Below are 21,002 nucleotides of genomic sequence, written 5' to 3'. Positions count from 1 at the left end.
CATAATCTATATTTAGAAATAAAAGAAAAGGCCCTAATTGGTTAGGGACAGCTATCCACATTTCCTCATCGCTTGAGTGAAATCTATTTGTATATTTTTGAATCTTGTAGTTATAGGCTCGTATCTTCGCCAATTACGTTGTTGTTGTCTGCTGTACCTTCGATTTCGATCCAGTTATTTCCGCTGTCCAAACTGTACTCGATCGGTCCGAATTCATATGTCCGAGTTTCGGTCATCGAGGATGGAGCCTCAACGAAGTAGGTACGTGTGCCGTCTTCGACACTCGCCCCGAACTCGATATATCGCGTGTCGCCATCTATGTACGTTGTGTGTTGATCACCATCGACGATCGTCCATTCGTCAGGGAACTGATCACGGACGAGCACAGTAGTATTCCCGGCAATGTCGAGATCGACCTGATTCGTTTGCCCGGCCGTAAACAGGTCACCATCGTCACTCCGCGTCGCCGTCACGGATGGATCAACACTGAATGATCCGACATCGCCGAAGTTTTTCACGCGTTCGCCATCGACGAATCGGTTCTGCTGGTAGCCAAGCGCGTTGGTGAGCATCACGTGTCCAAGGAACGCGACCGTGTGATCGAGGAGACCGAATGGGTGGAGATTCGCCTGACTTGCCGGTGGCAGCAGGCTCCCGATAATGTGGATACCGGTGCCGGTCGTGCTGTCTGGCGTGATTGATCCAGCAGCTACCTTCCCGTCCGTCTTTCCAGCAACGGTTCCACCAGCGGCATCGAACGCATTCGCATCGAGCAGTGTCATCGGTGCTTGATTGCTCGTCGAATAACCGAGCGGCTGGATTTTCCATAGCTCCTGCTGGATCGGACGGGTATCTTCGAGGAGTTCGTGGCCCGGAAATCGCTCTTCGAGGTGAGCGATGTAGAACGTTTCCTCGGTGATATGCGCGTCTGTGATATCAGCAGCGAACGTGTTGGCCATTGGCGCGAGCAGACGCGTTCCCGTATCCGTGAGCACGAGGTTGCCGTCCGCGTCGACGAACGAATCGAGCGCGTCCACGTAGTTGCTGTCGGTGATCGCGTCGTCGTGGATGACTACGAGGTTGTCGTAGTTCGAGGCACCCCCGTTCTTTACGTCCGTGACAGTGAGTTGATCGACCGTGCTGTCGACGAACGGCGCGTAGTCCTCGAAGTACGCGAACGGTGAGACTTCGTACGAACGCTGCTCGTAGCCAAGTGCGTCCTTTGGATCAGGGTTGTTATCGTCACTTGCGAGCGTCCCAAATATAACGATCGCTTCTCCCTGTTTTGCGTCCATCAGGCTCGTCACCTCAACTGTCCACTCGCCGGACACGGGATCGTCGATCGTCCACTCCTCCATCCCGATAGCCCCTTCGCCCTGGTCTTGCGTCGGATCGTAGCTACGCTTTGTTGTACCGTCGGGGGCCTCGAGTTTCGCGGCGTTGAGCGTTCCCGGCTGGGGGTGGACTGATACTGAGAGGCTGTTGACCTCCCTGCCGACACGCCAAGAGAATGTGGTCTGTTCGTTCGGTCCGAGCGTCGCTGACTGCTGTTCGTTTTGGGTCGTGGTTTGCTTATTGGTGTAATCAAAGTAGTTCGCGTCGATAGTGTAGTCGGCGACCACATTCGCGTAGGTTTCGACGACGAACTCGTAGTCCGAACCGGGCTCGATCGTCGCTGCCACTGTCTCAGGATTGTCAGCCGTCTGAGCCGTCGCGATTCGATTACCGTCCGCATCTTCGAGGTAGAACTCCAGATCCTGCCCCGACGGTACCCACGAGAGACTTGCTTCTATCTTGTCGGCGTCGGTAACTGCGCTGAAGTCGTGGCGCTTCGTTGCACGAGAATCTGGCGCTCCCGGACCGATGGTTCCCTCGAAGCGTTCGCTCGCCTCCATCTCAACAAATCCCTGATTTGGGTTCTGTATGAACGAAAGATCCTCCGAGGAACGAGTCACGGAATCGCTCGTGACATAGGCGGTTGTGGCCCCACCGGTCTCGATGGTCGCTGTTGTTTCTTTCGCCGAGTATTCGGCAATGGTCTTGATCGCAGTATCGTAGCCGGTCACCTGCATTTGCACGAGTTCGGGATCGTAGACGTTCGCTCCGATGATGTGCGAATAACTCATCTCAAAGTCAAGCGTCGTCATCCCTAGCCCACCGAGATCCTCGGGATGGGACATCCAATCGAGCAGCGCACCGCTCACGGTGTAGTTGATAGTGTCCCAAATCCCCGCATAGTCGAATGCCTCTTCGGGAAGTGTCTCAAAGCCGGTCACTGTTGGATTTAATTCACCCGTGAGGCGTTGCTGGGCAGCGGCAAGCGTCGTCCACGTATCAAGCGCGTCCTCGAGCGTCGAATCAATGTTTCTGCAGAATTCGTATAGCTCATGGAGTTGGCCGTGGTCGAACTGATCTTGGCTGATCAGTCCGAGCACGAATTTTGAGGAGAATATCGCACCGTGGAGATCTGCCCCGTAGTTCAGATTCTCGTAACTCCGGAAGTGCTCAACTATTGACAGTTGATCGGGCACCCGTTCTTTGATGTTGTCGGGGACATCCGAGTCGATGCCCGAATCGTCGTCCAACAGATTTGCACCGAGCGGCTCGGCGGGATAGTGCGCTGGATTGATCCATCCAACCGCTGGTGCCTGTCGGTTGGGATCGAACACACCGTCGGTACCGCGTTCATAGAACGGGACGACGGGTGCGCCACCGTCTGGTCCAAGGAACTGCCATCCGCTCTCGTACTGCGGGTGCTTGGCGACCCAACCGTCCGCGTTCGATAAAACGAAGACAATGACAAGATCGTCGAGCAGATCGGCGATGTGTTGGTCCTCACCGGTTAGCACGTCTTCAATGAACCGCAATCCAGCCTCGGCGCCCGCGCGTTCAAGTCCATGGAGGGAAAGACTGAACATCACTTTCTCCTTCTCCTCGAACGCAGCGGAGTCGTTGATCCTGTTCGTGAGTTCAGCGACGTAGATGTCCTTTGGATCCTCCTCGCCACTTACGTAATTGTAGTGACCCGGACTCTTCCCAATGGAGTAAAATTTCAGACGCTTGGGGTGTTCAGACTCGAGATGTTTCAGCCCATCGACCATCTGTTCGTAATCGATGAACGCTGTGCTCTGTCGTGGTTCAGGGAACACGCCGAACGGATAATGGCCGAGGCGCCAGAACGGATTTGATCCGGGCGAATGAGAAAGGCGTTCCGCGGAAGCGATATTGAGCACGTTATCGATCTCGTCCGCGTTCAGTTGCGCATGGGCTGCGGGTTTCGGTGTTGTCGTCTGTTGGTATTCAATACCTAGTGCGTCGAGTTTTCCGAATCCCTCTGTCGAAGAGAACTCGATGAGGGTCGAAACGTCGTAGGCGTCTACCGTATGATTGGTAACGAACTCGTAGCGCTCGGTCATCTTTGCGGACGTGAGTTGCTTGGCACTCACGACAGGCAAAGAGAGCGCACCTGCAGTCGCTGCGCTCAACCGTGCGAAGTCACGCCGAGTTAGGTCGATGCTGTCGAACATGGCATCGTCGTTGTCTGTCATTGGTGTCGTGTCAATGGTTGTATTTCGAGGGACGCGAGCTGTGTATCCAGTTACCAGGATCGATCGCAGCTATTGCAATCGATCAGTCTGATCACGCCGAACACCCCTGTCGTAGGGGTGTCGTGTATCATTACACAACAATCCGACAACTAAAAATCGAGAGCCTAATCAGATAGGCTACCCAGAATCGTCTACGCGATTCGTATGGATTTATCGTCTGGTCTCCGGTCCGTGCTCGATGAAAGCTCTGAGGAGCTTTCGCTGGCCTGCGCGGAGATGCTCGTGAAATGTGGGACCGGAGATATCGAATGAGGCCGCAATCTCATCACCCGTACTCTCGCGCGGCCATTCGAAATATCCTGAGAAGTAGGCCGTTTTGAGTGTTTGCCTTTGTCGGTCAGTGAGTGTATCGTCAAACGTGGCCCGGAACTCAGCACCACGGGTGCTTGTTCGCTCGCGCGTGCGTTGGGCAACCAGTTCTGTCTCTGAATAGAGGTTTTGTATTGCGTCGACGAGCGCGTGTACATCAGCACCTTGGGGGAGTTCGAACACGAGGTGTCCCTCACCGTCTTCGGCAACGCCCTCGCGGATGATACCACCCTGATCTGCGAGTGAGACAGTGCTCGACGACTCGGAGATCAGTCGGAAGACGCTCTCACCATTGTGTTCACTTATCAGCGCGATATCCATCTCCTCCCGTTCTTCCGCAATGTCGAGCACGGTCTCCGGGTCCACCCCTGTGACGGTGACGAACTCAGCGAGCATCCCATCGGAGCGTTCAACAATGCCGTCAAGAGTGACGCGACACTCCGTTCGTGCCGTAAGGTCGAGTGTGAAAATCGAACGGTCTCGAAGAATGAACTCAAGCTCGATGACAGCATCGGAAACGAGCGCACGGCGGCACTCTGCAGCGCTGAACGCGTATCCTATCGTCTCTCCGAGTTCTTTGAGTACCGTGCGTTCGGTCTCATCGAACGAATTCGACCAAGATGAGTGGAGACACAACACGCCGTGCGTAGTTTCACGGTAGACGAGTGGAATTGCGATCGTCGACTGATATTCGGGTTCGAGGGCTGTCTCCTGCCACGATACGACTGTTGATGAATCAGCAGTGGATCGAGCGACCCGCATTCTGCTCGTTTCGATGATGGTCTCGGCCGTCACTCTCTCTTTACTTCGTTCGTCAGGATCTGATCGATCGTCAAGACCATTATCTTCGAGACCGGCCCACTCGCGTGGCTCGACATCCTCATCGACCGCACGCTGTTCACCAATCCATGCGAAGCGGTAGGCGTTCTCGCTTACGAGATTGGCACAGACTGCCTGTTCTATCTCCTCACGGGTTGAGGCACGGACAAGGGTCTGATGTGTATCTCGAATGATCTCATTGAGACGTTTTAGTACACTAAGACGCTCAGATTGGTCTTCGAGCATGCGCTCACGTCGTTCTCTGTCGGTAATGTCCCGTCCAGTAACCCAGATCCCGATGACGTTATCGCTATCATCCTCAAGTAGCGTTCCCACAAATTCATAGGGGATTTTGTTATCGTCTTTCGTAATGAGTGTGACTTGCTTCTTTACGCAATCGTTCGAAATCGCTCGGCTAATCGCCGCTGAAAGTGGTTCCGCACAATCCATCGTGATAAAGTCAGCTGGAGACATCTCGTAGATCTCCGCGTCCGGATAGCCAGTTATTTCATTGAGCTTTTTATTCCAGAATATAAGATTTCCGTCTAAATCTATCGCAAACAAGATGTCATTATGAGCATCAAACGAATGGTGAATGAACTCGATTTCGTTTCTGAGAGCTCGTCTTGTCCGTTGATGTCTGAGTTCTTGACGGAGCGTAGCAGCGACATGGGCCGCTTGCGCTTCTATTTGTCGTCCATTGTATCGAATGCAGCGGTCTGCTCCAGCGGTCAGCATCTGTGACGCCGTTGTTTCGTCCTCGTAGAAAAGGATAGTCGGCACGGCCGTATCTGCTATCTGTGTTTCGAGTGATTTGTTATCACTATGTTCAGTGAGGAACGGTGATCCGATGACACAATCTACATCATCATATTCTGAAATACGGTTCGTATCATAAACCGTCGTCGTCCGTATTTCGTACTCACGTTCGAGATACGCTATAAATTCATCAAAGGCATCGCTCCTTGTGTCAATGATAAGTACCTGAACTGTCGATAGAGATGGTGACCCTTCGTTGGTAGGTATCATGGTATCACTTATGTAGATATCCACTCATACAGCTTGTATATTCTCTATACTGACGTTACTCATGTGGTTCCCAAGTATCTACTCATCAGCAACCTTACTACGACTGATGAGGTGCCCGCCGTGCTGATCCGACTATCGCTACAACTACGCCATCTCGATGACACCGAGGGGGCACGCCGTTATGACTAGGCGTCTCGATACGAGATCGAACCGATGATGAAGACGCCAGAAGCCACGCTTGCTTTGTCACGAGCATTAGTCGTCCGTTGATATCCCGCGAATCACCCCATTTTGGGTTCCGTCTCATCCGAGATCGTTTTCGAGGTGATGCGGACGAACGCCAAATCGTATTCCTCTTCTGAATTTTTCAGTAGCTGTTGCACCATTAGCGAGGATAGTACTCACCTCGATCGGCACAGAGCACTGATGAAACTAACCTTATGTAGCACTTGGCTGCCATCGGTCCACCTCGTGTTACATAAGGCATGGTGAAAACCGCGATCCGCCGACGTGTCGCGAGAAGAAGCACGCATAAGTCCATCTCGACTTCACCAAACCAGAGCTCACACGTTGTACTGAGCATCTTCAATCGTGACACCGAGCGCGTCGATCAGTCTGCTTGCGATCGGGGTCGGTTCCCGGTGCCGGCACTCACTCTTCGAGTGTCTGGAATGCATCGTCACGCATGCAAAGTATCTTCTGAATAAAGCCGCGTTTCAATCGAATCGTTTTGTGCACTGGCTGTACGTCTTCTCGATGACCACGACCCATCTGTCCTGACTTGAATACTCTCGGCGCTCAACGATGGCGGAAATCGTAAGTTCCTCAAACAAGAGATGATCCTTTGATGTCCAGTACACTAGCCGCGTTCTCGATTCTGCCCCCCGTGGCCGTCGAAAAAATCTCTTACCCGTCATCTTCGGATTGTTACAATTGCATAGAAATATCATAATTATTACTTATTCTGAAGTGAAGACTGTAAGACTGTCCTCTGATCCTTCTTTGGATCGTCAGCAACACGCTGATGCTGACCTATCACGAACGTAAAGGGTTTGTTTGATTGTTTGAGATAGGTACGGATGACCCAACCAATCGTAATACTCTATAAAACTTCAATAATCAGATAATTTAAACCGATAATATGATACGACCGATAGATAGACGGCAACTAAAGGTGTGGCGAGTAAGCCGGCGAGGATGGCATGAATCCACAAGATGATGACGGGTGACGTTCTCGACAGCTACACACACCGCATTGTGCAGAACGAATACCTCATGAATGGGAATCCGGAAGGAACAGCAAGCACTCATCGACACTGAGCTGGCCGACGGAGAACGCCAACAGCGCAATCAGTGAGATCAGACACAATCTATCGAATGAAATCCCATCTCGCGCGTCCCGTGGGTATTATTATTTACGACACTTCGTTGACCTCTGTGTTCTTTGTTTCTGCTGGTGTGCGAATGGAGTGATGGGGAGCACAGTACATTTCACCTGTTCACCTGAGACCCGGTAGTACTAGACTGGTATGGAGAGACGTAGGACTCCTACTGCATAGATTTCCTCCGAGAATTTGGTCATTAACCAACATTTCAAGATGAAATATCCAGTAACAATCGTGCCAATCCCCCTTAGCACGCAGAAGATTCAGACTCTGAACGCGTATACCACCATGCCCAGAGTATCAGAACCCCTTGAAACGGAAGTCGTGCCCACATTGCCCCCTGCGCGATACCAGTGGCCCAGTCGGGAACCAAATTCGTTGCCATGTCACTGGTCGCCATATGGATGTTCGCTGGAAAAACTGCAACGAGGAGTGCGATGAGCCCCCACGCGGACCACCGGCGTGTCCGCTGGATCATCACACCGAGTCCAAGGCCGATCTCCGCAATTCCGGAAAGATAGACGAGAAGATGAGGTTTAGGGAATAACGGTGGAACAACCCGAGCATAGGCCGTCGGAAAGACGAAATGTAGTACTCCTGCGACAGTGTAGAAGACGCCCATTACATAGACAAGCGGTTGTTTGAGCCGGCTCAAGATGGTGGCGATATCGTCGCTCATATCCGTAGTAGAGGATGGGTTGTCTATAAAAAATCGGTAGGAATCTAAGGATGGCTTTCCTAGCAAAGATAGATGACGCGAATGTGGTGCGTACCGACAGAGATCCTCTGTGATGAACATCTTCGTGGTGAACACGCAGAACACCACCAACTCGTTGGGACCATTCTAAATCACCCTCACGGCGAAGCCATTGCTGGCGGTCATGCAGAGAAAGGTAACATTGACACGAGTCGACTGGAGGAGCGACACGAGGAACTCGCCGAGGAGATGGAACAACGTGGATTCAATCACGATTCGCCGCTCGAATACGAAGGTCCTTCCTTCGGCGTTGGATCGATAGACGTGAGTCACAACCTTGCAGATCTAGTGGATCGGTGTGCCGATTGTAATGACAATTATCAGAAAAACCTCAATAGCTACCGTAGTTATTCAGGAGAAGTCAATTCGAGATGATCTCGAAGGAGCTCAAAACGTGGTGAGGTCATCCTGTGACGATGGGAATGAGACCGATATACAAATTTGAATAATAACATATACTGAGCATGATCTGGTGTGGATGGTCTCTCGGCTTAGCGGCTGATCCGGTCATAGTGAAGACTGTAGCTGTTGAGTAAGTAACGTGGGGCTGCGTTCGTACTCGTACTAGTATTGTTCACAAATACAAGACCCAATTACAATTGTATTTATAAAAATATACTCGCGTCGATATGAGAGTGGAATATTTGTGAAGGAATGAGTACGGACCATGAGACAGCAGCGGTGAGATCGTTCTTTCCCGCTCGATACAAAACAAGATCGGTACTCTATGGAAGTGGCCGCCCCACAACCATCGAGGTGATGGTCGACTATACTGCTGGATGGAAATGGGTGTGTGGTAGCGGCCAATCGGTGTACTTCGATCGCTTGTCGCACGCTGCGACAGAAATCGCTATCAGCGGCCACGCAAAAGGCATTCGGGAGCCTCCAATCTCGGTTTGATTACCGCACAGTGATGCATCACGCCTCGGGTGGTAATCATTGGCAGGCACATCGCAGTCGGTGACGTTAATCTACTCAAACATCTAAATTCGGAGATCTATCCCATCCCACAGTCATTGTCGGCAGCGTACCCGAGTCAGGTTTGATGTGCTTGATACCGGAGACGTACGTTCCCCATCCAACATGAAAGAAAATGGAATAACTGTTACCGATGAGGATGCGGCGTTGAGTGTGGACTGGTAGATATGTAAAAATCAAAAGAATTCCTGCCTTTCTGATGAGAAAATGTCATACCAATTCTCGAATTGACCACTTCGAAGCACTGGCTTGAAGACGATTTCAGTGTCTGGAACTAGCCGATCCTTAAGATAGCTACCTTGCCCCCGTTCACCACCAGTACGCGTTGATTTAGCTTCCAGAAACGTCTGTTCTTTCAGAAGCTCGTACATCCGGTGTTCATGAGGAGCTTTGCGTCAATCATCTCTGTTGTACTTTGAGGCTAGACTCCTGTGTACAGACTCGTTTGATGTCGCCCAGACCAACATAGAGGGACGGTACGTTTCGTCTGTTCTCGTGAGATAGGGTGATGCCAGACCAACATAGAGAGACAGTACATTTCGTCTGTTCTCGTGAGATAGGGTGATACCAGATCAACATAGAGGGACGGTACGTTTCGTCTGTTCTCGTGAGATAGGGTGATACCAGATCAACATAGAGAGACAGTACGTTTCGTCTGTTCTCGTGAGATAGGGTGATGCCAGACCAACATAGAGAGACAGTACATTTCGTCTGTTCTCGTGAGATAGGGTGATGCCAGACCAACATAGAGAGACAGTACATTTCGTCTGTTCTCGTGAGATAGGGTGCTACCAGATCAACATAGAGAGACAGTACGTTTCGTCTGTTCTCGTGAAACAGGGTGATGCCAGACCAACATAGAGAGACGGTACGTTTCGTCTGTTCTCGTGAAACAGGGTGATGCCAGATCAACATAGAGAGACGGTACGTTTCGTCTGTTTGGCTCTGTAGGGATGTTTGTCAGGTGTGATTCCCAATGGATATCCTTCTGTGAAATTTGGACCATCAAGGATTTTGTGTATCCATGACATTCTACCCCTAATCCACGCAAGCTTGAGTTTCGTTTCCATAGGTCCGTAGACAACTGAACAAACCACAACAACAGCACCGTTTTCCCTCTCACTTCGTTCAGATACTAAGAAGAAAACCAAGCCCAAACATTCAGTTTGAACACTAGCTACAATCAGCTTTGGTGGCCTAGTATACTGTATTGATTGTTTTGGTTGCGGCAATATACTGTTTGTTGGTGTCTAGTGGTGTGGTTTCACCGAGAAACAGACGAAACGTACTGTGTGTGTACTACTTAAAGAACTAGAACAAGCGAAACAGACGAACAGTAGTTATTTAAGTCTGGTATACAATACCTCTCTCAGCTGAAAAACTGCCATGAACGACCCATTCGAGGGGATGACCAATCAGCTCTTCGAGGACAAGCATGTTCTTGAGGAAGACTACGCCCCAGAGACCATTCTCGAACGAGAAGACGAAATTAACGCATACAGAAACGCTCTCAAAGACGTTCTTTTTGGACGCAATCCATCCAATATATTCATCTATGGTAAGACCGGTGTCGGAAAGACTGCCGTCACCAGATACATGATGAAAGCCCTCCAGAAGCAGGTCGATAGTCGCGACGAAACTGATGATCTCTATGTTCTCTTTCACAACTGTAACAACGACTCCGCTTATGGTACACTTCGCGCATTCATTAATACTCTGCGCGATGATAGCGAACCCAACTTCCCCAAGAAAGGGCTCTCAACAGGTGACGCCCTCGAAGCGTTCTACACTACTCTTGACGAACGAGGCGGGACGTTCCTGCTCGTCCTTGACGAGATTGATCATCTTGCAAAAGTCAACTCTCTCCTCTATGAACTCCCCCGTGCGAGATCGAACGGTAATCTCACCCACGCAAGGATTGGTGTTATTGGAATCAGCAACAACTATCGATTCCGAGACAGTCTCAGCCCGAAGGTTAAAGGAACGTTGATGGAGAAAGAACTCTCGTTTTCACCGTACGACGCCAACGAGCTTCGGACCATCCTAATGCACCGAGCAGAGAAAGCGTTTGTAGATGACGCCTATACCCAAAGTGCTATCTCTCTCTGCGCTGCGAAAGCCGCTCAGGACACGGGAAGTGCCCGTCAAGCACTTGATCTCCTTAGCACGGGCGGCGATCTCGCTGAAGATCGAAACGATGAGGTGGTTACTGACGACCATATCCACTCCGCTGAAACCCGAGTCCAGCGCGGACGCGTCCGTAATAAGATCCGTGATCAAACACCGCATGCTCAACTGATCCTTGAAGCTGTCGCTCGGCTTGAGTCAAGTGATGAAACGCCTGTTCGGTCTAAGTCTATCCAGAGTACGTATGAACGGGTTGCTGCTCACTGGGGAACCGACCCGCTTTCATCACTGCGCAGCGTGCAAGATCATCTCTCTGAACTCGAAATGCTTGGCTTCCTCAGCCGAACAGAGCGAAACGATGGGCGGGCGGGCGGTGCGTATTATGAGTACGAACTTGCGATGGATGCCGACGCCGTCTTCACGGCCCGAGAAGAGATTGCAGCAGAACAGGAACCGTAGCCTTCTACAACAGGAACAGAAGAAAAGTGTAGTGAATCCCGACCGTCCAGACGTGCCAGCAGTGATGATCATATCAGCGACGGATTGTGGTGTTTTTGAGTGATAATCAGGAGTGACAATCAGAATACTCCCCAGCACGAGATCACAGTGAAAGTTGCTACTCAAAGACGCGATAATCCTCTGAATAATGCCGTCAGTCTCCGAAACAGTCAAGCACAGTACGAACCCCATATTGGATCATGAGTGATAGTTCGGGAACTCAGACCAAAGTTCAACGAATTATTAGTAAGTATGAGCTGACGGGGATGGGCAACCAGCTTGAAGCGTATTGGGTAGGCGACGATGATGATCAATATAGTCTCCGCGAGCTTGCAGATTTGTTCAACCGAACTGTACTGAGTAGTGCATTGGATCAAGCGAACGCGTCACCGCTCAACGGCGAGGTTGAGAATATCTACCGACTATTAACTGACGAGGCTGTCAGTAGTGGCGTACAAACCGAGACAAAGAATGCACTTGCTCGTGACGGGATCGATGTCGAAGAACTCAAAAAGGATTTCGTCACACATCAAACAATACACACTTATCTAACAAAGCATCGTGATGTGAATTATGAGTCGAACGTAGACAGAGCTGATCCGATTGAGAAAGGAGCAGAAATAATACAGCGGATGGGATCGAGAACTAGTGCAGTCACTGATACGACGCTCAAAAACCTCGATAATACTGGACGCATTACCCTTGGTGACTTTGATGTACTCGTCGATGTCCGCGTGCTCTGTAATACCTGCGGTGAATCATACACTGTCGAGGAGTTGCTCGACGGTGGGGGCTGTAACTGCGCTCATCAAGAGTGAGTGGTAAAATATAACGATCTTCTATGTCCAGTCTCGATACTTTCCCGATCTGAAGGTCGTCTGTCGAGCGCTTGATGCGGTCGTTGAACGTACAGTAGTAAACAAACAGCGCACGTCACTAGCGGACGCTCAGCCAACTGCCTACTCATGAATTGTGGAAGCGTTCGACCCTCATTCTCAACATGTACCCACTTTTCGATCTAGGTTCGGGTAGTCACTCCAACGATTCGTTCCTAACCGAGAGCAGACTGCACGATAGTCAAAGACGACCATGAGAAACACTGCTTGGGAACAAGCGTGTTTTTTAGTAATTGTGAACAGGCGTGTCTCTCAGTAAATCTATGCAGAAATATTGCCACCGAAACAATCCTGTGACGTTCGGAACAGCGATTACTTGATCATTACAAAAACACGTTTGAAAGATTGACTCACTTCCGTCCGCATGCCAGCTACAGTTACATCTAATAACATGGCTGCTTGAAGGACAAGCCATGACAGAAGACCACCCGTGTTGCGCTGCTTCACGCAAAGATTCAACCAATTCTTCTCAAGAGGAGCCTGTTTCCATGACAGAATCTGGTCGAGGGAGTGGATCTCAGGGAATTCATCAATCCTCTCGAATCAAACAGATGGTAAAATTAGATGCTTCATCTTTTAAAATAGGGGCAGACGATGATATTGGGTTCCCGGAAGATGGAGAGGGCCCAGTACGAGAGGTCAAAGTAGACCCCTTCCTAATTGACAAATATGCTGTCACGAATGCAGAGTTCTTCCGGTTTGTTAAAGAAACAGGGTACACAACAGACGCAGAGCAGTTCGGTTGGTCATTCGTGTTCCAGGATTTTGTCGATGAAGTTGACGAAAAACACGTCTTTGAGAAGGTTGATGCAGCCTCGTGGTGGGTTGCCGTCAGAGGTGCTAACTGGCTCCGTCCCGAGGGACCGAATTCGAATGTCCTCGAAGACGACCGGCTAAAGCATCCGGTCACACATGTATCATGGAATGACGCTACGGCATACGCTGAGTGGGCAGGAAAACGATTGCCTACTGAGGCGGAGTGGGAATATGCGGCCAGAGGGGGACTTGAGGACGCAACTTATCCATGGGGAAATGACCTCCAGCCAGATAACGAACACAGATGTAACATCTGGCAAGGAGACTTTCCAAAAAACAATACGGGGGACGACGGATACGAACAGACTGCTCCTGTAAATGAGTACGAGCCTAACGGATTTGGGCTGTACAACGTGGTTGGAAACGTATGGGAGTGGTGTTCTGACTGGTTCTCCGCAGAGTACCACACGACAGATGCCTATGACTCTGACAATCCCGCAGGTCCACCGGATGGAGATTCGCGTGTAATGAAAGGTGGATCGCATCTCTGTCATCGGTCCTGGTGTAACCGATATCGAGTTGCTGCTCGGTCAAAAAATACGCCGGACAGTTCGACAAGTAATATCGGCTTTCGGTGTGTCGCGGACGTCGAATCGGGAGGCTGAAAGCCCACTTCCCGTGGGTAGTGAGCCACCTCAGAACTACCTGATTGGGGAGTCCCGTACAACGGTCAAGCAATCACCAACTCACTCGACTTTTTCGACACTGTGGACCTTGAGGTCAGCGTATTCGGCAATCAACGGCGCCATTTGGCGGAATCCGATACTTCCGCCCTCAAGCACCGGACCGTGTGTCTCTCCGTCATCTGACCACCGGTAGACTTCAAGATCCTCGACCGAGAATACGACGTCTGGGCCATATTTGACGACCCGAATGCGGTACGGCGGGTTCGCCTGTGCGACACCTGGGATTGGGTCGCCGCCCCACATTACCGGATTGAGTCCCTTGCTCTTGCGGAGATTGACCGTTTGAAACTCCCGTTCGTAATATCCGAACCTCTCTTCCGACATATTCGATGTCTTGACGTCGGTATTCCGACGGAAGTAAGATGTGTGAAGCGCGTTGATGTCGCTGTCACCGTAGTCTTCGCCGTACCGTCCGTTTCGCTCGGACAGACTGTCATCGAGGACATGTTCACCATTCTGACCACGTGCGGCGAACCAGAACATCGCTAGGCCGGGTTCGCGGATGGGGTAGAAATCCCATGAAACCGCGATCTCATCCGGAAACGTCTCGGGACACCAGCAGAGGAAATGCGGATAGACGTCTTCGTTGCTGGGATAGCCATAACGGCTCTCGAGGCGTAACCGGTCTCGGGGAAACGACGCAAGTCCCTCACCCTCAATGACAAAGTCTTCGGTGTCCGCCTCAGACTGGAGCGGATTTTCGTATAACAGCTCTTGATTCTCGAAGCTCGATCGATCTTCTAACATCATCCCCTCAGTGAACCGGCTAGTACTTAACTCTCAGTAATATGGGGAGATACGGTTAAGAAAGAGTCGAAGGAGGAGACGTTCACAACCCATTCAGGCCCGCTGATCCCGAGACACAGAAATGTGGCTATAACAATTGAGAGCTACTGGTACTAGCTAATCTGGTCGTCGTGACGGACAGCGAACCGGTAAGGAGGAGATAGCGGATCCTGTCTAACCAGGAACAAAATCAAGAGATCGGTATGTTTAAACTCCGAGACTGACATCACAGTTTATGTCCGACCATCCGAACATTGTAGTCGTCACTACAGATTCACAGAACTGGAGCGGTGTCTCGACCGGCGATGCCGATTTTGTCGACACGCCAAATCTGGATAGCTTAGCCGACGAAGGCGTTCGATTCGACCAGAACTACGTGACCGCACCGGTGTGTGCCCCCTCACGGGCCGGAATCTATACTGGAAGGTACCCACACTCGTCTGGTGCGTGGACGAACGGACTACAACTATACGAAGGCGTTCCAACGATGGGTGAACAGTTCCGTGACGCGGGTTATCGGACGGCCTACGTCGGGAAGTGGCACTTGGACGGCGACTACATGGGTGATGGAAAAGCCGCACCAGGATACGAAGAGGAGTACTGGTATGACGCGGCGAACTATCGCGACGATATCGGCGAGGAGTTGTGGGACTGGTATCGTTCGGGGATGCGGACGCGCGTCTCGGAGAATGATATCGATGAAATCCATGAGCGGAACATCTCCCGTGAGGACACTTGGGCAGGAAACATCACTGACCACGCACTCGCGTTTATCGAGGACGCGAGTGACGACGACCGTCCGTTCTTTCTTGCGGTGAACTACGATGAACCTCACGAACCGAGCCTCAGTCCACCGCCCTTCTGTGACAGATACCGTGATCAGCGGTATCCACTGCCGTCGAATTTCGAGACACCCGAGGAGCTTGCCGATCATGGGAAGCCACGTCGGCAACAGCAGTACGCTGCGGCCTACGAGACCGGAAATTGCTTCATGAACTCCATCCAGGATGCTGTCGAGAACGGCGGAATTTACAGACCACTCTACTTCGGCTGCATCGAATTCGTTGATGATGAGATGGGACGCGTGTTTGATGCGGTGGACACCGACGAGACAGTCGTTGCAGTCACATCGGATCACGGCCACTATCTGGGCGCCCACGGGCTTGACCTCAAACACTTCGCATTGTACGACGAAGTGACCAACGTCCCACTTGTCATGAGCGGACCCTCTCTCGCGGCCGGAAACGCCACAGAGGCACTCGTTTCACAAATTGACCTCTTTCCCACGCTAATGGATCTGGCAAATGTGTCGATACCTGACTTTTGTCACGGGAGCAGTTTCTGCAACGTAGCTAGCGATCCAACACGTGACCATCGTGAGTTCGCGCTGATAGAGCACAATGGTTACGGCCGAGCGCGAACTGACGGCGATGGTTTCTATCCGGTACGGACACTCGTTACTGCAGATGGCTCCAAACTATCGCTAAACCTTCTCGAATCCGATGAACTGTACGATTTGAACGATGACCCCGAAGAGCTTCACAACCGTATCGATAACGAAGAGTACGCACAGCGCCGGGACGAACTCCACGACCGACTGCTCACGGAGATGAGCACTACTAATGATCCGTTCCACGGTCAAGCGTGGGCGAATAGGGCGTGGCGTGACGTATCGGACCCGACTCACCCGGGATAAGCGAGCAACGGAAGAGTCGCAGGGGTCGGCGATTGTGGCCAAAATAATGTTTTTCAAGAATATTCTGATATTGCGTCCTTCGATGGGTAGTAAATACTCGACAGCGAGTTTGCAGTCGTGTCCGGATAGACGGTTGACTACTACCAGCAGAGTAGTATCGACACCGTAGTTATTTGATTCCGAAGCAAAAAGAGAGCAAAACAGTACGACTCGCTACGCAGAACCCGTTTTCGGTGAGGACCACGACATCAGTCTGGACATTAGAGAGGGCCGACCACCAACTGGTCAGGTGTTTCCGATTGTAAGATCGACAGTTATTTCAACAGTGTTTCCAACTACCGTAGTATGGCTTCACAGCGTGAACAGCAGCAGTCATACTCGGAGCGACCAGATCTCGATGTCCCAGATTTCGAAGAACGATGTGAGTTCGTTCTCGAGCGTATCGATAACAATATCGACAAATACCGGACGTCGTTCCCCTCGTCGGCGACCGGCCCAGAGATGGACTATGACGAGTGGGACGTGACTGACTGGACGCCGTCGTTCTGGACAGGGATGCTCTGGCTCGCCTACGAGCACACTGGCGACGAGAAATATCGTGAAGTCGCTGAAGGTCACCTCGACGCCTACGAGGATCGGCTCGAAAACACGGAGCACATAATGGAGGGAACGTTGACGCACGACATCGGATTCCTCTACTCACTGTCGGCTGTTGCGCAGTACCGCCTCACTGGTAACGAGCGCGCCCGGCAGGTCGGTCTGTTCGCCACTGATCGGCTCGTCGACCGCTTTCACGATGCGCCAGGAATCATCCAAGCGTGGGGCGATCACCGCGACCCCGATGACGTGGAGTACGGCAGCACGATCGTCGACAGCATCATGAACCTCCCGCTCCTGTACTGGGCAAGCGAGGAGACAGGCTACGACCGCTACCGGACCATCGCGGATATCCACGCCGAACAACTGGCTGAGCATTTCGTCCGTGACGATTACTCGACGTATCACGTGTACGAGTTCGATGTCGAGACGGGAGAACCGATCAGACATCGTGCTGAACGTGGCGCGAACTACGACTCAGAGTCGTGTTGGGCTCGCGGGCAGGCGTGGGCGGTGTACGGGTTCCCGCTTGCCTATCGTTACTCGGGCAATGAGGCGTTCCGAGAGATGGGCCGAAACGTCACCGAATACTATCTTAACAACCTTCCGGAGGACCACGTCCCACGGTGGGACTTTGGCGCCCCAGAAGATCACATTCGAGACAGCTCTTCGGCGGCAATCGCGGCGTCAGGGCTGATCGAACTAGCGTCCTGTCTTCCTGCAGGTGACCCCGATCGCCAGCGGTATTTGAACGCTTCACTGGCGATGTTGGACTCACTCGGCCAAAACTACACAACGAAGGGTGCCGACTCCGAGGCGCTACTTCGGGAGGCAAAATACGCCAATGATCCTGATGATCCGAACAACGCGGCTATCTTTGGAGACTACTATTACTACGAGGCGCTGACGCGAGTAACCCGTGACTGGGAGTCATACTGGTAGAAAATAACCACTCTTGTCTTCTACGACTACTGTCGGTGTCGTCGGATTTCCTTGGGCGTCCCGTTCAGATAGCTGACTGTTCAACTCTGAACAACTCAATTCTCTTCTCGCTTGAGACACGATAGAATCGCAAGACATCTCTCCATCACCAATGTGCTGCACACGAGCTACTGAGTAAGTGCCATCAATATTTATATTGGCGTGCATAGAATGCTCAAAGAAGATGCTACAGACGATTGCGGTTACCGGTGGGAACGGCAAGCTCGGGAAAGCAGTTCTCGCGGAACTTGACAACAAAAACTACGAGACTGTAAACGTAGCTCGAGGAAAGCGCCGTGAGGAACTGTCGGACTCCTATATACGGACAGATCTTCTCGATGCAGGCAACGTATACGGTGCATTGGTCGAAAGCAACGCCGATGCTGTCGTACATGCTGGGACGATCCCAGGACCAGGCAGAAATTCAGGCTATGAAGTCTACGAGAGCAATGTGATGAGCACGTATCACATTCTCGAAGCCGCAAGCGCACTCAATCTCGAGTCGGTGTGTATCGCATCAAGCATCAACGCAATGGGAGCGGCATACCAGGACGACCCAATTGACGTTCGTTACCTCCCGGTCGACGAGAAACATCCGGTCACGCCCCGCGATCCCTATGCGATAAGTAAGCATTCGCTGGAGGTGACATGTGATGGCTTTGGGCGACAGGATACCGCTCCGAAGACAATCTCAACGATTCGATACCCGTGGATTGCGACATCAGAAGAACTGAGAACCAATTTCAAAAGCGCAGACCGATCGTTAGAGAAAATTGGCTCCGAAGCTATGGGTGGACCGAACGAACTGTTCACCTACATCCACATTGACGACGCAGCGCGTGTTACTCGGAAGGCCCTTGAGGCCAATTTTGTCGGCCACGAACGATTTTGGGCCGTGGCAAGCGATACGACGCTCGACGCGTCGAGCGATATCGTCGCCGGACGGTACTATCCAGATGCTGAACTGCGCGAATCGCTATCCGAGCATCAGTCGCTCGTTGATATCGACAAAGCTCGTAAGCTACTTGATTGGGCGCCAAACCATACGTGGCGTGAAGTGGACTAGAGCTTGAAGTCACTGTGTGAGCGCAGCGGAGTTCAGTTTAGTTTGCTATATAGGAACGGTATACGTCGATGGATTCCACGGACATCCAACGCTCCACCAGAGATTGTGATCGGTACATTTGAGCACCATTTCACGGTATTCAAGATATCCAGCTTCGAGCACGCATGGCTGCGCCGAGCGTGTGCTTGAGGCCTGAAAAGGCGGTTCAATCATCCTGCAGTAGTCGTCGCTCATCGAACTCATGCCTGCATATCCGGCGCGATAATCAGGATTTAAATATTCACACCAAGAGGTATGACGTAGACGTTATGAACAAGTCATCAAATCCACTAGCAGAAGAGTATCTTCCAGAATTGGAGCGCATTCTGACCGACAACATTCTCGACTTCTGGCATCCACGATGTCTGGACCATGAATATGGTGGGTACATTCTTGGATATGATCGAAATGGAGATTTCAACGGCAACGATCACAAGATGATCGTCACCCAGGCCCGGATGGTCTGGTTCTTCTCGCGTCTCCATCGAGAAGGATACGGAGAAGGAAAGTATAAGGACGCAGCAGATCTCGGCTACGACTTCTTGCACGACGAAATGTGGGATGATGACCATGGTGGGTTCTACTGGACGGTTAACCGTGATGGGGAGGTAAGAAAGCCTAACAAGCATTTATACGGTCAAGGGTTCGGTCTTTATGCACTCTCGGAGTACTACCGAATTACCGAACGGGAAGAAGTGCGTGAACGTGCTATCAAGCTATTCAATTTGATAGAATCAGAGGCTAAAGATAAACGACACGGCGGGTACGTTGAGTACTTTACACCGGACTGGACGCCAATAGAGAGCGGTCGGACATACCTTGAAACGATCGAACCAGACTGGTCACCGAAGGAATCAGCAGACAGCGTCTTGGACCCAACGCTCAAACTAACGAACACTCATCTCCACTTGCTCGAAGGATTCACGACGTTTCACGACACAATTGGCACAGAGAAAAGCGGTGATCGGCTTCAGGAACTGTTGCATATCCTCACTAATACTGTTGTACGACACGGTGTGACAGCTTGTACAGATAAGTTCGAAGCTGATTGGGTGCCAAAACTCGACAGTGAGGACTTTCGAATCGCCTCGTACGGTCACGACTTGGAAAACGTCTGGTTGACGATGGAGGCCTGTGAGGTGTTGGATATACCCGTCTCGCTGTTTGTGGATCTCTACAAGGCCCTCTTCAACAACGCTCTGGAGTACGGTTACGACGACGAAGACGGTGGCTTCTATTTCTACGGTCCTCTCGGAGAATCTGCCACGAACCACATTAAAGCGTGGTGGGTACAGGCCGAGTGCATGACGAGCGCCCTGAAAATGTACGCGTATACGGGTAACGAACGCTATTCTTCTGTCTTTGAGAAAACCTTCGAGTTCATCAACGCACACCAAATCGACCAGGATCGTGGTGAATGGTTCTCCGGTATTGACGAGAACGAAGAACCGGTCGGTCGAAAGGGTGCAGAGTATAAGGCGGCGTATCACAATGGCCGAGCGATACTTGAGTGTATTCAGGTGCTCGAATCTCTCTGAGTGGTTGTATAGCCTAACAGTACTTAGCGTACCACTCATTGGGGTCCTATACTCGTATGTGGTAGTCCTGACGGTTGTTTGATTGATAGCGAGTATCTGTGGGACAGTAATGCTACACAAAAATAGTTGTTCCAGGGAATATGAGATAAGCCCTTTTACAACACTATGTCTGTAATACTTCGAGGAGATGATTTAGTATTTCTGATCAGAAGAGGTCTATTCACCAGCGACGGATAGCCAGAGAGTGTTCGTTCACTATTACTGGACTCAATGGTGCAGAGACATATTTCAACAGATGTTGTTAGACGTAGAGCAACGCTACGTTAGACATTTCTGAAATACTGTTCTAAACTAAATAGTACATCTATCGATCACCAAACTGTTATATAGT

Annotated in this window: 13 protein-coding genes; 9 read left to right on the top strand and 4 right to left on the bottom strand. The window is 51.2% G+C overall.

Annotation, left to right across the window (positions count from 1 at the left end):
* Positions 1-110: 110 nt before the first annotated feature.
* The 3 genes from MW898_RS23325 to MW898_RS23315 form a co-directional block, all read right to left on the bottom strand.
* Entirely contained in the window at positions 111-3,548 is a 3,438-nt protein-coding gene (locus MW898_RS23325) for a M14 family zinc carboxypeptidase (protein ID WP_248910684.1), read from the bottom strand.
* Between the two features lie 210 nt (positions 3,549-3,758).
* Complete coding sequence (locus tag MW898_RS23320) at positions 3,759-5,765, bottom strand: bacterio-opsin activator domain-containing protein (protein ID WP_248910682.1); 2,007 nt, start codon at positions 5,763-5,765, stop codon at positions 3,759-3,761.
* 1,632 nt (positions 5,766-7,397) lie between these two features.
* Complete coding sequence (locus tag MW898_RS23315) at positions 7,398-7,829, bottom strand: DoxX family protein (protein ID WP_248910681.1); 432 nt, start codon at positions 7,827-7,829, stop codon at positions 7,398-7,400.
* Positions 7,830-7,901: 72 nt separating this feature from the next.
* Between MW898_RS23315 and MW898_RS23310 the strand changes: the two genes are divergently transcribed.
* From MW898_RS23310 to MW898_RS23290, 5 genes are all read left to right on the top strand, one after another.
* Positions 7,902-8,282, top strand: coding sequence for a pyrimidine dimer DNA glycosylase/endonuclease V (locus MW898_RS23310; RefSeq protein ID WP_248910676.1), 381 nt, complete (start codon positions 7,902-7,904; stop codon positions 8,280-8,282).
* A 279-nt stretch (positions 8,283-8,561) separates the two neighbouring features.
* Positions 8,562-8,807 carry a hypothetical protein gene (locus MW898_RS23305; RefSeq protein WP_248910675.1) on the top strand — a complete coding sequence of 82 codons (246 nt, stop codon included), beginning with the start codon at positions 8,562-8,564 and terminating at the stop codon, positions 8,805-8,807.
* 1,464 nt (positions 8,808-10,271) lie between these two features.
* Complete coding sequence (locus MW898_RS23300) at positions 10,272-11,471, top strand: orc1/cdc6 family replication initiation protein (RefSeq protein WP_248910674.1); 1,200 nt, start codon at positions 10,272-10,274, stop codon at positions 11,469-11,471.
* A 239-nt stretch (positions 11,472-11,710) separates the two neighbouring features.
* Complete coding sequence (gene rdfA, locus MW898_RS23295) at positions 11,711-12,328, top strand: rod-determining factor RdfA (protein ID WP_248910673.1); 618 nt, start codon at positions 11,711-11,713, stop codon at positions 12,326-12,328.
* A 566-nt stretch (positions 12,329-12,894) separates the two neighbouring features.
* A complete protein-coding gene (locus tag MW898_RS23290) occupies positions 12,895-13,827 on the top strand; it encodes a formylglycine-generating enzyme family protein (protein WP_248910672.1) in 933 nt (310 codons plus the stop codon).
* 81 nt (positions 13,828-13,908) lie between these two features.
* Here the strand turns inward: MW898_RS23290 and MW898_RS23285 are convergent, their stop codons facing one another.
* Positions 13,909-14,655, bottom strand: coding sequence for a DUF1961 family protein (locus MW898_RS23285; RefSeq protein WP_248910670.1), 747 nt, complete (start codon positions 14,653-14,655; stop codon positions 13,909-13,911).
* A gap of 274 nt (positions 14,656-14,929) precedes the next feature.
* Between MW898_RS23285 and MW898_RS23280 the strand changes: the two genes are divergently transcribed.
* From MW898_RS23280 to MW898_RS23265, 4 genes are all read left to right on the top strand, one after another.
* Positions 14,930-16,390: a sulfatase-like hydrolase/transferase gene (locus MW898_RS23280; protein ID WP_248910669.1), complete on the top strand. Its 1,461-nt coding sequence runs from the start codon at positions 14,930-14,932 to the stop codon at positions 16,388-16,390.
* A gap of 345 nt (positions 16,391-16,735) precedes the next feature.
* The gene (locus MW898_RS23275) at positions 16,736-17,929 is read left to right on the top strand and encodes a glycoside hydrolase family 88 protein (RefSeq protein ID WP_248910666.1); all 1,194 of its coding nucleotides are present in this window, start codon (positions 16,736-16,738) and stop codon (positions 17,927-17,929) included.
* Positions 17,930-18,152: 223 nt separating this feature from the next.
* Positions 18,153-19,034: an NAD-dependent epimerase/dehydratase family protein gene (locus MW898_RS23270; RefSeq protein WP_248910663.1), complete on the top strand. Its 882-nt coding sequence runs from the start codon at positions 18,153-18,155 to the stop codon at positions 19,032-19,034.
* Positions 19,035-19,342: 308 nt separating this feature from the next.
* Positions 19,343-20,611: an AGE family epimerase/isomerase gene (locus MW898_RS23265; RefSeq protein WP_248910662.1), complete on the top strand. Its 1,269-nt coding sequence runs from the start codon at positions 19,343-19,345 to the stop codon at positions 20,609-20,611.
* The last annotated feature ends 391 nt before the right edge of the window (positions 20,612-21,002 follow it).

Source organism: Halocatena marina, from assembly GCF_023276375.1.
GTDB classification, from domain to species: Archaea; Halobacteriota; Halobacteria; order Halobacteriales; family Haloarculaceae; genus Halocatena; species Halocatena marina.
The sequence above is the reverse complement of the archived record's forward strand: the minus strand, read 5'-3'. Positions and strand labels throughout refer to the sequence as shown.

Coding starts and splice junctions, on each gene's coding strand:
- MW898_RS23325 (WP_248910684.1), bottom strand. CDS start 3,548: ATGACAGACAACGACGATGCCATGTTCGACAGCATCGACCTAACTCGG.
- MW898_RS23320 (WP_248910682.1), bottom strand. CDS start 5,765: ATGATACCTACCAACGAAGGGTCACCATCTCTATCGACAGTTCAGGTA.
- MW898_RS23315 (WP_248910681.1), bottom strand. CDS start 7,829: ATGAGCGACGATATCGCCACCATCTTGAGCCGGCTCAAACAACCGCTT.
- MW898_RS23310 (WP_248910676.1), top strand. CDS start 7,902: ATGACGCGAATGTGGTGCGTACCGACAGAGATCCTCTGTGATGAACAT.
- MW898_RS23305 (WP_248910675.1), top strand. CDS start 8,562: ATGAGTACGGACCATGAGACAGCAGCGGTGAGATCGTTCTTTCCCGCT.
- MW898_RS23300 (WP_248910674.1), top strand. CDS start 10,272: ATGAACGACCCATTCGAGGGGATGACCAATCAGCTCTTCGAGGACAAG.
- rdfA (WP_248910673.1), top strand. CDS start 11,711: ATGAGTGATAGTTCGGGAACTCAGACCAAAGTTCAACGAATTATTAGT.
- MW898_RS23290 (WP_248910672.1), top strand. CDS start 12,895: ATGACAGAATCTGGTCGAGGGAGTGGATCTCAGGGAATTCATCAATCC.
- MW898_RS23285 (WP_248910670.1), bottom strand. CDS start 14,655: ATGTTAGAAGATCGATCGAGCTTCGAGAATCAAGAGCTGTTATACGAA.
- MW898_RS23280 (WP_248910669.1), top strand. CDS start 14,930: ATGTCCGACCATCCGAACATTGTAGTCGTCACTACAGATTCACAGAAC.
- MW898_RS23275 (WP_248910666.1), top strand. CDS start 16,736: ATGGCTTCACAGCGTGAACAGCAGCAGTCATACTCGGAGCGACCAGAT.
- MW898_RS23270 (WP_248910663.1), top strand. CDS start 18,153: ATGCTACAGACGATTGCGGTTACCGGTGGGAACGGCAAGCTCGGGAAA.
- MW898_RS23265 (WP_248910662.1), top strand. CDS start 19,343: ATGAACAAGTCATCAAATCCACTAGCAGAAGAGTATCTTCCAGAATTG.